This window comes from Wolbachia endosymbiont (group E) of Neria commutata (assembly GCF_964026735.1).
In the GTDB taxonomy this organism is placed as follows: Bacteria; Pseudomonadota; Alphaproteobacteria; order Rickettsiales; family Anaplasmataceae; genus Wolbachia.
The window spans coordinates 62,267-75,632 of record NZ_OZ034692.1; the positions used below are offsets into that span (position 1 = coordinate 62,267).

Genomic DNA, 13,366 nt, shown 5'->3' on the forward strand with positions numbered 1-13,366 from the left:
ATAAAAACACTTGATAAAAATGCAGTTTTATATTATAATGAATGCGTTAAATAATGGACAAAAGGAGTTATACTATGTCTTACATGAGAAATGAACAGGATATCCGCTCTCAAGGCGCCTACTACAGTGCTGGACTCAGAAGTTATCTGACTAAAGTATATAATTATATGGCTTTGGCCCTCGGTGTTACAGGTCTTGTTGCATTTTTAACGGTGTTTTCTGGTCTTTTTCAGGTAATTTATTCTAATCCCGTTCTATCGATCGTGGTAATGTTATCCCCTATTGCATTAGTGTTTTATATGTCTTACAAAATTCAACACCTAAGTGCTCAGTCCACAGTTACTATATTTTTCGCATTTTCGGTGTTAATGGGGCTTTCCTTATCGTATATTTTTATAGTTTATACTGCAGAAAATATAGCAAGAGCGTTTTTCATTACGTCAATCATGTTTGGCTCTATGGCTTTATATGGTAACACCACAAAAAGAGATCTCACAAGTATGGGCTCTTTTTTGATTATGGGAGTCTGGGGATTAATTATAGCATCTATAGTGAATTTGTTCCTTGGAAGTAGTCCACTTTATTTTGCAATATCATTCATATCAGTGATAGTATTTACATTAATGACTGCGTATGATGCCCAAAGAATCAAAGATGTTTATTACAAATATAATGACGGATCGGAAGTTGCTACTACTAAGTTAGCAATACTCGGTGCAACTAATCTTTACTTTGACTTTATCAACATATTCCTAAATTTACTTAGATTACTTAATTTGTTAAATAATAGAGATTAAATGTTTTCCTTTTTAAGGAAGAGTGATAAGAATTCTATAGTCTTTTTTTTAATGTCTTTAGTTTTTTTGATGCTATGTCTTACATATGCATCAGTTCCCTTATATAGGATTTTCTGTAAAGCTACTGGATATGGTGGCACAACAAAAAAAGTAACTAACGCGATAACAAATGTAACTAATCAGAAAATTAGGGTATATTTTAATGCTGACATAATGCCTGATCTTCCTTGGGAATTTATTCAAGAAACTAACTATATGGACGTGAACATAGGGGAGCAAAGTTTAGCTTTTTATTATGCAAAAAATCTATCGGACCAGCCTTCTTTTGGAATGGCAGTATATAATGTCACGCCTTTTAAAGCAGGTAAATATTTTAATAAAATTGCATGTTTTTGCTTTAATGAACAAATGCTGCTGCCAAAGCAAAAAGCAGCTATGCCAGTCTCCTTCTATATTGATCCTGAGATAATACTTGACCAGAGTACAAAAGATTTAGATGAAATAACGTTATCGTATACGTTTTTTAAGCTTAATTCAACCACCATGGACTACAAGTCCATAGATTGAAAAAAGCATAGAACGCTAATTTTCGACTTGAAAGTCACTATATTTGTCTTCCCCTCTGGAATAGCTATAAGCTCTTTAAAAACAATGCTAAACTCAATTCGCTATGGCAAAAACAGTCGACATATTACTACCTCTTCCAATTAACCAGTTATTCTCATATGCGGTTGGAGGAAATACTAAAGTTTCAATTGGAGACTACGTCGTAGTGCCATTTGGCAGAAGGCGTCTAATTGGCATAGTTTGGCAGTATAGCAACAAAACCAACAGAGAACTGAAATTCATTGAACAAAAAATTGATTTACCAAGTGTCAGACCAAAGTTAATCGCGTTTGCAGAGTGGGTTGCAGAGTATAATCTGATATTGATTGGTATGCTTGCAAAAGTGATCATGGGAGGGGTACTGAAGGTAAATAATATAGATAAGTTAGTTCATACTAAGCAAGAGCAGAAAATAAGTGAAATAAATTACCAATTAAATTCTGAACAGCAAGCAGCAAGCAGTAGAATAATAAGTAATTTGGGAAGATATTCAGTGACTTTGCTTGATGGCGAGACGGGATCTGGAAAGACAGAAGTTTATCTCTCTGTGATTGCAGAAGTCATTAAAAATCATCATGATGCACAACTGTATGAACCCCCTGTTATAGAGGGTGTCATTCCAGTGCTTGACACTGGAATCCACTTTGCATGTCATGCCACCACAGAATTGTGTTTCGGTACAAAATTTGATATTTGTCCTTTGGATTCATTTGCGAATAAAGTTCGCTGGATCCCAGTGTCACGCACTGGGATGACACCAGACCAGGCTGGGATAACATCAAACCAGCTCGGGATAAAAACATTTGGTACTATGACACCAGACCAGGTTGGAATGACATCAGAAGAAGGTGATGCACAAGTCCTGATACTTCTACCAGAAATTATTTTAACATCACAATTAGTAAATCGTATCCGCCAGCAGATATCTGGAAATATAGCTGAATGGCACTCTGGTCTCACTCCAAAAACTCGGCGAAATAATTGGCTCAACATAGCAAACGGAAGTGCACAAATAATCATTGGAGCAAGATCAGCACTTTTTTTGCCTTATAAAAACCTAAAATTAATTGTTATTGATGAAGAACACGATTCATCTTTTAAACAAGAGCAGGGTATCATATATAATGCTCGAGATATGGCGATAATCTTAGCTAAAATTGAAAACATCCCGATTATTTTATCGTCAGCCACTCCACTGCTTGAAACTATTCATCACGTTAAAAATGGCAATTACAATCATGTCAGATTAACAAAGCGGTTTGGTGGTGCAGAACTACCACTCATTAAAGTAGTGGATATGAGAAATAGTAAACAATGGATCTCAAATGAGCTTTTTGAGAACATACAACGAACCATAGAAAAAAAACAGCAAGTGATGCTTTTTCTAAACCGTCGAGGATATGCACAACTGGCAGTCTGTAAAAAGTGTGGATACAAAATTCCATGCTTAAATTGCGCTGTTTGGCTCACATACCACAAGAAAAAAAACTTACTCCTCTGTCACCATTGCTCATATCAGTCAACACTCCCAGAAAAATGCACTAATTGCCAAAGTGAAGGGTCATTGTCTCTTTATGGTATAGGAATTGAAAGACTGCTTGAAGAAACGGTGAAGTTAATACCAAATGCAAAAACTGCAATTATAAGTAGTGACCAGAAGTCAGTTAATAATATTATTGACTTAGTGTTAAAGGAGGAAGTGAATATTATAATTGGTACACAAATAATTGCTAAGGGGCACAATTTTCCGAAATTAACTTTAGTTGGAGTAATAAATGCAGATTTGAGTTTGGAAAATTCTGATTTAAGGGCAGCGGAAAAGACATATCAGTTGTTACATCAAGTTGCAGGAAGATCTGGGAGATTCAGCGAAAAAGGAACAGTGATCGTGCAAACCAATAACCTTGAAAGTTCCGTGATCAAAGCACTGCAGCATCAAAAACGAGATCTGTTTTACGAGATCGAGCTTGAATCAAGGCGCAAAGCAGGAATGCCACCTTTTAGCAGGTTAATAGCACTTATCATCTCTGGAAAAAATCAGATTAGAGTGCAGAGAGCAGCAAATGAAGTGGCGAAGAATATTGCACTTCCTCTCTGTCATTCGAGTAGCGGACACTGGGATACAGAAAAAAAAGAATTTGAAATTTTTGGTCCGTCACCAGCAGCGATAAGTTTTTTAAACAATCAGTATAGATATAGAATATTACTAAAAATACACAACAAGCACAGTTTGTTCGTACGAAAAAACCTGAGAGGTTGGATTAAAAATTGTGGCTTAGACTCAAGTGTAGCAGTAGTAATAGATGTTGATCCTGTGAGCTTTTTTTAGTCAAGTCTTATGTAACTTGACATTCTCATTTAGATGTATACTTCCAGAGCATTGTACATTTAAACATCATCATGTTTTTAGGAAGGTTTGCTAATAAAGTTCCTTAAGTTGATGCTACTGGCTAAACGGATACAAAATAGGAAGTGGCCTGAGCAGGAATCGAACCAGCGACACAAGGATTTTCAGTCCTTTGCTCTACCAACTGAGCTATCAGGCCAAGTACATCCTTTCATTTTTAGTTTAAAAATGTTATGATGTCCATTAAAAGTTTTTAAAGTAATTTGTATAAAAATAAAGGATGAAAATTAATTACAGAATAGGAATTTATCCAGGTACATTTGATCCTATAACTTTCGGACATATTGACATAATAAAAAGAGCGTGTAAAATTGTTGATAAATTAATAATTGGGGTTGCAGAAAATATTAATAAGCATGCTGCTTTTGGTGCAAAATTGCGCACAAGTATGGCTAAAAATGAAATTAAAGAACTAGGGATTGGCGCAGATGTTATATCTTTTAATGGGTTGCTAATGAATTTTGCAAAAGAGCAAAATGCTTCGGTCATTATTAGGGGCTTAAGAGCAGTATCAGATTTTGATTATGAGTTTCAAATGAGTTGGGTGAACTATAAACTTCTTCCTGCAATTGAAACCATATTTCTTCCTGCCTCTGAAGATACACAATTCATTTCATCAAGCTTTGTAAAAGAAATAGCAAGGCTCAAAGGAGATGTTAGTAAATTTGTACCAAAAGGCATTCAAAATGAATTAATCAAACTGAATGGAGTAAAAGATGGAAAATAGTGTTTATTGCTTTTTATTTCTAAATGAGTACATTAATGTACAAAATGTTGTAAATTAAAGGAGCAACATGTCAAAGATGAGAATTAATAATAGAAAAGTTTGTTGTCGTGGTGATGAAAATGATGAAGGATTTGGCCATCCGTTAATATATTTGGACATTGGAGAAGAAGAGGAAATCGTTTGCCCCTATTGCGGAAAGGCGTTTTTATATGATCACGTGGAGGAAACAATGCTGATTGAGGAAGAATCATAATATGGCTGCTATTTTAACTTCTTCATGAACCAAAGCACCAAATCATCGTCGAGATCGACTTTAGCGCCAGGTTTAATATCCTTATATTTGTACGTAACGCCAAGGCCATCGGGAACATAGCCTATCTTGACATATAGTTTTTGAGCAGCTCCTTAATCAGCATAAAGACCAACACCCAACCCAACAATGGCACTTTTTTTCGCTGCTTCTTTTTCTGCAACTTCAAGCAAAGCTGATCCTATACCTTTATTTCTCATAACTGGTAATACGTTAAAATCCATGATTTCTGGGATGCTTTTATTCTGGAAAGGTTTGTATTCGGAACACCATTTTAATGTCACATATCCAGCAAACTCATCATTATGAGAAGCAGTCCATACAACACGTTCACCAAGTTTTTGTTCCTGCAAATAAGTTTCAAATATAGATAGCGGTTTTGGCCAATTTACTTCTGCAAACTTTGTAACAAGAATTGGAACATCGGATTCAGTGAATGCTCGGATTGCAACACTACTTCTTGGTCTATTCTACAACACCATAGGAAATCTCTTCAATTTCAATCATAAGCCTCAACCAATAAGTTTTAGCAAAAGTACTTCAGTGCATTTTCAAAAATGAGCATTCCATCGCCATATTTTGGCATCGCAACTCCTGAACGTTTGCACTTTTCTTTTTCTAGTGGCCAATTGTCCTGCTGAGTAAAAAACATTGCTCTTTCCGGATGAGGCATTAAAGCTAACACTCTACCACTTTTATCTGATAAAGCAGCAAGATCATATATCGATCCATTTGGATTATGAGGAAATTGCAGGTTAGCATAGCTACTGTTATCATCTATATAACGTAATGCTGTGCAATTTTTTTCGATTAATTGATCCAAAGTACCTTGATCCATAAAAAATTTACCTTCTCCATGCGCGATAGGAAGATATAGCTCATTTAAACCACTCAGCCAAACAGAATTACTTTTGTGATTCACTTTAACTTTTACCCAGCGACATTGGTAATTACCTATATCATTATGGATTAAAGCTAGATTAGAGAACTCTGGAATCAACTTTGCTAATATCTGACATCCATTACATATTCCTATAACAAGCTTATCTTCAGATAAAAATTCTTGAAATTCCCCTGACAAATTATTTTTAATACGTAAAGAAAATGCGTTACCAGCGCCAGTGTCATCACCATAAGAAAAACCCCCTGGAATTGCAAGTATATTGCTTGACTTCAGTTCACTTAGATTATCTATAATTTCATTAATGTGAACGATTTTCACTTCAGTATTGCTGATACCAAGTTTCCTGCTGCATTCCATAAATGCAAATGCAGTTTCTTTTTCTGAGTTTAAGCCATAGCCAGATAGGACTGTGATTTTCATGAGTTGCTAAAAATTAAAAAATTCAAATTTCTTTTTGACAAAATTCGCTATTAAATTTAACGCAAACAATACCAATAATAAAGCTATAATTGCGATAGCTGCAAGTTCGACAAATGCAATTTCGGGACTGCTTGACCATATATATATCTGTACAGGCAAAACAGTTGCTGGATCAAAAAAAGATCTTGGAGTATCGGCTATAAACGCTACCATACCTATCATGAGTAATGGAGAAGATTCACCTAAAATTCTCGCAATTGCGAGTACAGCACCATGTATGATTCTTGGTAATGCAATCGGTAAAGAGTGATCTAATATAACTTTAATGTGAGGCGCTCCAAGTGCAAAAGCTGCATCTTTTATTGGAATAGGAACATTTGCAAAAGCATTTTTTGTTGCAATAATGATATTAGGTAGCATCATAAACGAAAGAGTCATGCCGCCAACAAGTGGTGAAGAACGAGGCAATCCAAATATACCAAGATAGAGAGTTAAACCTACTACGCCAAATATTATCGAAGGAACTGCAGCAAGATTATTTATACTAATTTCTACAATATTGGTGATTAGCCTATTCTTAGGCATAAATTCATAAAAGTAGATGCCAGACATAATTCCTATAGGCATCGCCAATCCCAGACACACTATAATTGTCATTAGTGAGCCAATAAGCGCTCCTAAAATTCCTGCATTTTCTGGTTCGCGAGAATCAGATTTAAAGAATAAAGACTTATTGAAAAATTTTCGTACTCTACCTTTTTCATTTAACCAATCAAGCAGTTTAATATAGTGACTGTCCTGATATTTACCTTTATTTGTTGCATTCATTGTACTTGATGCAGTGAACCATATTTCATAAGACTTCTTTCGAAACTCGATTTCTGATGGCAATTTTGTTGTTGAAGCTTGTCTACGCTCCTCAAATACATTCAAGTATTCTGCGGTGCTCGCCTGCGCTTCTCCTAAAAATTTCTCACCATAAACAGGCTTCGAAAGAAGTCTACTATCTTTTGTTTTTTTATGAAAAAAATTCTCCAGCTCTTTGTAAGAATTACGACTTAAAATTTCGTCATTATCTTTAAAATCACTTCCTTCAAACACTTTACGCAAAGAATTATCGAGTAAACTAATGGATTCATGACGCAAATCACGAGGATTATTTATTGAAAAAAAATGATCGCTTACTTCAATTGGTAGCAAAATTTTTGTAACCGTCAAGGCACTATAAGAATTTACTAATATACTGAGTAGTATACAGATAGGACAACCAAGAGAGATTACTAATGCCATAAAAGAGCAGAAGCGTAGTGCTTTGTTCTTTTTATTTTTTCTTTTGATACGAACGTGTACACGCTTGGACTTAAGTAGCTTAAGGAATTTTTTCTTTATGCTCATTTAGTTTTTTTTGTTGTCCCAACGCTTCCCATTGTCATCTGAGTGCCTTCCTTTGTCATTCCAGTACACCTCTTTTCTGTCATCCCAGTGCGTGACACTGGGATCCATTTCTTTTTCCTGGATCCTATGGTCAAGCCATAGGATGACAAAGTAGGTAATGTTTGACAACTTTGTCCTGCCACTAATGAAACCTACTTAGATTTCTTCTTAACATAAGTAGTACGCTCTTTGATTCTTGCAGCTTTTCCAAATAGTTTGCACAGATAATATAGTTTAGCTCTACGAACCTTTCCTTTTCTTGTCACTTGCACGGAAACCAGCGCAGGAGAGTAAACAAAAAATTGAGATACTATACTCTCTCCATGGCTTACTTTTCTAACTGCAAAGGAAGAATGTAATCCACGATTTCTTTTTGATATGCATACACCTTCAAATATCTGCATACGCTCATTTGCACCATCAACTACCCTAAAAGTAATCTTCAAATCATCACCAGGACGAAATTCTGGTATTTCTTTAGCTAACACTTGCATTTGTTGCTTGTTGAACTTTTCAAGTAAATTTGTCATTTATCTATCCATTTAATAATTCAGGCCGACGCTTTTTTGTTATCACTTGAGACTGCCTCTGTCTCCAATCACTTATTTTTTTGTGATTGCCAGATAACAGAACCTCAGGCACTTTATATTCCATTCCTTTATACCCAATCCACTGCTGAGGTTTGGTATATTGAGGATATTCAAGAATACCACCACTATAGCTAAAACTCTCTTCAGCAATGCTATAGGTATTATTTACTACACCTGGAAGGAGCCTAATGCATGCATCAAGAACCACCATTGCGGCTGGCTCACCTCCGGAAAGTATATAATCTCCAATACTTAACTCATAAGGAGTATACGCATCAATTATCCTTTGGTCAATACCTTCAAATCGACCACATAATATTGTTATATGAGAAAGCTCTATTAACTCTTTTGCGATTTTTTGGTTGAGCTGCCTGCCAGATGGAGTCATGTAAATAAGTTTAGTATTTTGATGAGATGAAAGTACACTATCTATACTATTACCAACGACATCAGGGCGCATAACCATACCTGCTCCACCTCCATATGGAACATCATCTACCGTTAAATGTTTATCTTTAGCAAAGGAGCGAATATTTACCACTTCAAGGTCCCATATTTTTTTTTCTAATGCTTTTCCTGCAAGAGAATAGTTCAAAAATCCAGGGAACATTTCTGGGAATATGGTCAATATTGTAACACTAAATGTCATGTATTTTTTTTTAATTATGTTGATATAATAGCTTTTTAGTATTATTCCAGTATTTGACACTGGTATCCATCATGTTTCTCCTGGATCCCAGTGTCAAGCACTGGGGTGACAGAAAAGAGATCTAAATGTTATTATAATATACAGTTAAATTAGTCATGTCATCGAATAAAATCATTTATGAAGGTAAAGCAAAATTGATCATTGCAACTGAAAACCCATTAACTGTTGTGCAGCATTTTAAAGATGATGTTACAGCCTTTAATAAGGAAAAATATGAAATCATCGAAGGTAAGGGGATAATTAATAATCGCATTAGTGCTTTCATCATGGAAAAACTTAACAATCAATGGATAAACACGCACTTCATGAAAACTCTAAACGAAAGAGAACAATTAGTTAAAAAGTTAAAAATCATACCTCTTGAAGTTGTAGTTCGAAATGTTGCAGCTGGAAGTTTTTGTAAACGTTTTAATATAAAAGAAGGAGAGAAACTCACATCTCCTATAATTGAGTTTTTTTATAAAAATGATGACCTAGCTGACCCAATGGTCAATGAAAACCATGTGCTATATTTTGGTTGGCTAACCAGTAGCGAAATGGAGGAAGTCAAGTCCACAACTTTAAAAATCAACGAAATCTTAATTGATTTGTTTTCAAATGCAGGCATAGATTTAATTGATCTAAAACTAGAGTTTGGTAGGTTAATAAATGATAGTACAAAAATCGTTTTAGCTGATGAAATCAGCCCTGATAACTGCAGGTTATGGGATAAAAACACTCATCAAAAGCTAGACAAAGATGTTTTTCGTTTGAACTTAGGGAGTTTAAAAGAAGCATATTCAGAAGTTGCAGAAAGGTTATCAGTAGACGGTTGATGTGGTAAAAAACTGATAGCTTGGCTAAAATTATTTTATATCTTGCCTTGAAGTTAGCGCTACTTTTAGCGTTCCTTCATCTAAATAATCAATTTCTCCACCCATTGGTATGCCACAAGCAAGGCGTGATATTTTCACATTTAAGTTTTTTAATGACTCAATTATATATTGTACGGTAACTTGACCCTCTAACGTTGGATTAATTGCAATAATGATCTCTTCAATTTTAGACTCTATTACTCTTGTAACGATAGTATCAAGATTAAGTTCTTTTGGACCTATGCCATTTATTGCAGACAGTCTTCCACCCAAAACATGGTATAAACCTAAATATATGCTTCCTTTTTCAAATGCCCATAAGTCACCTAATTCTTCTACAACACATAATGTCCTAGGATCGCGTTTTGGATTGATACAAATAGAGCACGGAGATTGCACATCTAAGTTTCCACAAATTTTGCACTCCATTATGAGATCCGCTAATTCTTTAATTAAAGATGCAAGTGGCAACATAACTTTCTCTTTGTTTTGAAGTAAATGTATTACCAACCTGCGAGATGATGATGGCCCTAGACTTGGCAATTTAGAAAAAGTACTAACTAGGTTTTTTATGTTAATGTTCATTTAATGAGTTCAGAAGCAGGTTATTAAATAATACCATCAAATCTTTTGTAAAGAAACAAACTTATCCCATTTTTTGAGCTCCAGCGTTATGCACCGACTTCATCTCTTCTGGTAACTTTTAGCTACATAAAAATTTTACTTCCGTACAATAAGCAGAATGGTTATGATCCTGTCAAAGTATTAATAGGCAAGAAATATTAACTTCTGTGCTAAATTTTGGTTAATATGCCTGTTAAACATAGCGATTTTACTAAAAAAATAGCTTGAAAGGTATTGCATTTTACTTTGATTTTCGCTATAAGATTGCTTTAAGTTGAATTTTCAACGCTTTGATACTATTTAAGATTAATATAGATTAAGGTAATTTATTTTGAATTTTTTTGGGGGCACTTCAATGAAAAAGTCTACGTACACTAGAACTGCTCTAGCTTCTTTATTAACTCTTTGTTCCTTCAGCGGCGGCTTTGCGGCTGACCTTCCTAGTGAAGGTATGAGGGAAATAAAAAAGCAAGAGAGCACTAAAACTTCTGGGAAACCGGAATTTACAAATAAAAAGCTAAAAGAAAAAATGGACAGGATATGCAATGCTGTTCCAAGAAAAAAGGCTGAAGACGCGAAGCAAGTAGCTGAGCAAAAGAAAAAGGATGAGATGAAATTAGCGGCTGAGAAGAAGAAAAAAGAAGAAGAGATGAGGCTCGCAAATGAAAAAATTAAAAACGATAAAGCTAAGGACTCTAAAGCGAATGCTAAAAACGGTAAGGATTTAAAAAATGATCCTAAAACGGAAAAAGCTGTAAACGCTAAGGATTCTAAAGCTAAAGATTCTAAAATTGAAACTAAAAACATAAAACCTGTAACTAACAAAAACATAGAGGATAAAAGTAAGGCAAAAGCTATTGAAGTCAGAAAAAGTGGTGCTACAGATTTGAGCCTGGAAACAAAAAGTGGCCTAAGAATAACTTTTGGTGGTGTTGTTGATGCCCATGGTCATGTTAAAGCTGGTCCTGATGAACCAGGATATAGACGCTACAACCTTATGGCAGGTGGACCTAAAAAATATACAAATTATTATGATGTTGATTCGGACAAAATAAAAGGAGCGAATCCGATATTCCCTCAAGGCATAGGAAATGTTGGTGACTATAGCAATAATGGTGGTACGGTTGCAGATGCAATATTGCACTTGAGAGCTGAAAATAAAAATGAAGATTTAGGTCTTCTTTACGGTGCTGATGTGCAATTTCATGTTCCAGTCACAGAAGGTAAAGGAGCTTCACAAGGCGTCGGTGCTGCAAGGAGCAGAGGTGCGCACATATTTGTTAATTCAGAATATGGTGATGTGAAACTAGGGTACCAATTTGGTCCTGAGTCTCTAATGAGACTTGACGCAACAAGAATTGCAACTGTTGATGGTGGTGCAGATAGCGATTGGTACAGAAAAGTGAACTTAGAAGGAAGTTCTGGAAGCTTTCCATTCTACGTAACGCCACGTCTTTGGACTGAAAGCTTCTCAAGTGAAAGTGAAAAACTTTCTTTCCGCATGGCAGGAAAGTACAACAAAGGTGTTATGACTACATTACCATTTAGAGTGGCTTACTACTCACCGAATTATATGGGCGCAAGATTTGGTATCAGTTACGCACCTCGCTATGATAGTAGTTTGTTTAGTGTGAGTGATAACATTGCCGCTTCAGGTAGTTCATCTGGTAATCCTTACGCAGACGAAATTGAGAGTATTACTAAGGCATACGTTGAAAATGGAAAATTAACACTTTCTCCTATTGCTGTAGGTGGTAAAACTTATAGTACAATAGATGCTGGTACTATCGAGGCTATAGTTACAGCAGCTCAAGCAAGAGGAGCAGATAATTCTCCTTTGGATGCTTTTGGTGATGCTACTGCTCTTACAGCAACTGAGAAGGAGAATGTTATAAAAGAAGTGTTTGCAGTTGTTAATTCAAAGATTGCAAATCCAAATTTTGCTAACGCTAAACCTGTTACTGAAATCCTAGCTAAATACAAAGATGTTACTGTTACAGATGTTGACGCTGCAGCTAAAGCAGTTAAACCAGCTAACGAGGGGGCTTTTGTTATTGCAATTAAAGGAAGTGATAATTTCTTTACTGGTAATACTGGAAGTACAAATGCTGCTGCTACAAAAATTGCAACTGCAGTAAATGCTTTATTAGCACCTAAGGATAAAGCTACTGTTAAAGCTGCAGTTGAAACAGCTTTTGAAAAACCTGCGTTCACTGCTATAATGAAAGATCTCGCAGGTGGTGCAGTCAGTCAACACAGACACGTTGGCCCCGACTATGAGCACATATTTAGTGCAGGTGTGCATTATGAATATGACTTTGATGAATATAAGCTCAAGGTTAAAGCTGCTGCAGTTGGTGAATGGGGTCAACCAAAACAACCAGATGAGAATAAACATATTTATGACGAGTATATAGAATATGAAAAACTCTTGGGTGCAAATTTGGGTGTCAGAGCTGACTATAAGATTGATGATAAACAAAGCGCAAAATTTGCTGCATCTTTTGCATATTTGGGTAAATCTGGCCAACCTAAGGGTATTAAAAAATTAGATGCGAGTGGCACTAAGTATGAGCCAGTTTCTTCTTCAGGCATTTCTCCGGACAACCTAAGAGCTAAAGGGATACAAGATCAGTTTGTAGGAGATAAAAAAGATACTATGCATTGGACTGTTGGTGCTGGTTATCAGCGTGAGAATATCTATACAAGCTTGACATACTTTGGCAGCAAAATGAACGATGGCGATAAGCTTCATCATATTGCACTTGGCGTTCAATACGATCTATCCCCTGCCTGCAGTAAGAGCAAGTTCATCCCTTATGCAACTCTTCAGTACTTTATGACTGAGGAGACAGGTGGTATAAAGCTAGGAGGTGCTGCTGTACCCCCTAACAAAGGAGCTATTCTACTTACTGGTGTGAAGTTCTCTTTCTAACCTCTACTAATACATACCGCAGTTTTCTGCGGTATGTAGATTCACAGTG

At 35.7% G+C, this 13,366-nt stretch carries 14 protein-coding genes and 1 tRNA gene; 7 read left to right on the top strand and 8 right to left on the bottom strand.

Annotated features, from left to right (window positions below):
- Window positions 1-74 precede the first annotated feature (74 nt).
- The 3 genes from AAGD89_RS00335 (at window position 75) to priA (ending at window position 3,732) form a co-directional block, all read left to right on the top strand.
- On the top strand, window positions 75-797 hold the full coding sequence (locus AAGD89_RS00335) for a Bax inhibitor-1/YccA family protein (RefSeq protein ID WP_341808950.1): 723 nt from the start codon (window positions 75-77) through the stop codon (window positions 795-797).
- Window positions 798-1,364 (top strand): cytochrome c oxidase assembly protein, encoded by a 567-nt coding sequence (locus AAGD89_RS00340; RefSeq protein WP_341808387.1) that lies wholly within the window; start codon window positions 798-800, stop codon window positions 1,362-1,364. It abuts the gene before it with no gap.
- Window positions 1,365-1,467: 103 nt separating this feature from the next.
- On the top strand, window positions 1,468-3,732 hold the full coding sequence (gene priA, locus AAGD89_RS00345; protein WP_341808388.1) for a primosomal protein N': 2,265 nt from the start codon (window positions 1,468-1,470) through the stop codon (window positions 3,730-3,732).
- A gap of 144 nt (window positions 3,733-3,876) precedes the next feature.
- On the opposite strand, the gene AAGD89_RS00350 is transcribed toward priA, so the two are convergent.
- Window positions 3,877-3,949: transfer RNA gene (locus AAGD89_RS00350), tRNA-Phe, on the bottom strand.
- A gap of 81 nt (window positions 3,950-4,030) precedes the next feature.
- On the opposite strand from AAGD89_RS00350, the gene coaD reads away from it, so the two are divergent.
- Window positions 4,031-4,537: a pantetheine-phosphate adenylyltransferase gene (gene coaD, locus AAGD89_RS00355; protein WP_341808389.1), complete on the top strand. Its 507-nt coding sequence runs from the start codon at window positions 4,031-4,033 to the stop codon at window positions 4,535-4,537.
- A gap of 67 nt (window positions 4,538-4,604) precedes the next feature.
- A complete protein-coding gene (locus AAGD89_RS00360; RefSeq protein WP_341808390.1) occupies window positions 4,605-4,790 on the top strand; it encodes a zinc-finger domain-containing protein in 186 nt (61 codons plus the stop codon).
- Between the two features lie 152 nt (window positions 4,791-4,942).
- On the opposite strand, the gene AAGD89_RS00365 is transcribed toward AAGD89_RS00360, so the two are convergent.
- The 6 genes from AAGD89_RS00365 to trmD all read right to left on the bottom strand — a co-directional run bounded on the left by AAGD89_RS00365 (window position 4,943) and on the right by trmD (window position 8,844).
- Complete coding sequence (locus AAGD89_RS00365; protein ID WP_341808391.1) at window positions 4,943-5,200, bottom strand: GNAT family N-acetyltransferase; 258 nt, start codon at window positions 5,198-5,200, stop codon at window positions 4,943-4,945.
- A 173-nt stretch (window positions 5,201-5,373) separates the two neighbouring features.
- The gene (locus tag AAGD89_RS00370) at window positions 5,374-6,171 is read right to left on the bottom strand and encodes a phosphoribosylformylglycinamidine synthase subunit PurQ (protein WP_341808392.1); all 798 of its coding nucleotides are present in this window, start codon (window positions 6,169-6,171) and stop codon (window positions 5,374-5,376) included.
- 6 nt (window positions 6,172-6,177) lie between these two features.
- Complete coding sequence (gene pstA / locus AAGD89_RS00375; protein ID WP_341808393.1) at window positions 6,178-7,566, bottom strand: phosphate ABC transporter permease PstA; 1,389 nt, start codon at window positions 7,564-7,566, stop codon at window positions 6,178-6,180.
- Window positions 7,567-7,734 carry a hypothetical protein gene (locus AAGD89_RS00380; protein WP_341808394.1) on the bottom strand — a complete coding sequence of 56 codons (168 nt, stop codon included), beginning with the start codon at window positions 7,732-7,734 and terminating at the stop codon, window positions 7,567-7,569.
- A 23-nt stretch (window positions 7,735-7,757) separates the two neighbouring features.
- Entirely contained in the window at window positions 7,758-8,135 is a 378-nt protein-coding gene (rplS, locus tag AAGD89_RS00385) for a 50S ribosomal protein L19 (protein ID WP_341808395.1), read from the bottom strand.
- Window positions 8,136-8,139: 4 nt separating this feature from the next.
- The gene (gene trmD / locus AAGD89_RS00390) at window positions 8,140-8,844 is read right to left on the bottom strand and encodes a tRNA (guanosine(37)-N1)-methyltransferase TrmD (RefSeq protein ID WP_341808951.1); all 705 of its coding nucleotides are present in this window, start codon (window positions 8,842-8,844) and stop codon (window positions 8,140-8,142) included.
- A gap of 155 nt (window positions 8,845-8,999) precedes the next feature.
- Between trmD and purC the strand changes: the two genes are divergently transcribed.
- Window positions 9,000-9,719, top strand: coding sequence for a phosphoribosylaminoimidazolesuccinocarboxamide synthase (purC, locus tag AAGD89_RS00395; RefSeq protein WP_341808396.1), 720 nt, complete (start codon window positions 9,000-9,002; stop codon window positions 9,717-9,719).
- A gap of 30 nt (window positions 9,720-9,749) precedes the next feature.
- On the opposite strand, the gene recR is transcribed toward purC, so the two are convergent.
- The gene (gene recR / locus AAGD89_RS00400) at window positions 9,750-10,337 is read right to left on the bottom strand and encodes a recombination mediator RecR (RefSeq protein ID WP_341808952.1); all 588 of its coding nucleotides are present in this window, start codon (window positions 10,335-10,337) and stop codon (window positions 9,750-9,752) included.
- 400 nt (window positions 10,338-10,737) lie between these two features.
- Here recR and AAGD89_RS00405 point away from each other — a divergent pair, with 400 nt between their 5' ends.
- Window positions 10,738-13,317, top strand: coding sequence for a hypothetical protein (locus tag AAGD89_RS00405; RefSeq protein WP_341808397.1), 2,580 nt, complete (start codon window positions 10,738-10,740; stop codon window positions 13,315-13,317).
- Window positions 13,318-13,366: the final 49 nt, after the last annotated feature.

Excerpts from the sequence above, each read along its gene's own strand:
- coaD (WP_341808389.1), top strand. The coding sequence starts at position 4,031 with ATGAAAATTAATTACAGAATAGGAATTTATCCAGGTACATTTGATCCT.
- rplS (WP_341808395.1), bottom strand. The coding sequence starts at position 8,135 with ATGACAAATTTACTTGAAAAGTTCAACAAGCAACAAATGCAAGTGTTA.
- AAGD89_RS00360 (WP_341808390.1), top strand. The coding sequence starts at position 4,605 with ATGTCAAAGATGAGAATTAATAATAGAAAAGTTTGTTGTCGTGGTGAT.
- pstA (WP_341808393.1), bottom strand. The coding sequence starts at position 7,566 with ATGAGCATAAAGAAAAAATTCCTTAAGCTACTTAAGTCCAAGCGTGTA.
- AAGD89_RS00335 (WP_341808950.1), top strand. The coding sequence starts at position 75 with ATGTCTTACATGAGAAATGAACAGGATATCCGCTCTCAAGGCGCCTAC.
- AAGD89_RS00370 (WP_341808392.1), bottom strand. The coding sequence starts at position 6,171 with ATGAAAATCACAGTCCTATCTGGCTATGGCTTAAACTCAGAAAAAGAA.
- AAGD89_RS00340 (WP_341808387.1), top strand. The coding sequence starts at position 798 with ATGTTTTCCTTTTTAAGGAAGAGTGATAAGAATTCTATAGTCTTTTTT.
- priA (WP_341808388.1), top strand. The coding sequence starts at position 1,468 with ATGGCAAAAACAGTCGACATATTACTACCTCTTCCAATTAACCAGTTA.
- trmD (WP_341808951.1), bottom strand. The coding sequence starts at position 8,844 with ATGACATTTAGTGTTACAATATTGACCATATTCCCAGAAATGTTCCCT.
- AAGD89_RS00405 (WP_341808397.1), top strand. The coding sequence starts at position 10,738 with ATGAAAAAGTCTACGTACACTAGAACTGCTCTAGCTTCTTTATTAACT.
- purC (WP_341808396.1), top strand. The coding sequence starts at position 9,000 with ATGTCATCGAATAAAATCATTTATGAAGGTAAAGCAAAATTGATCATT.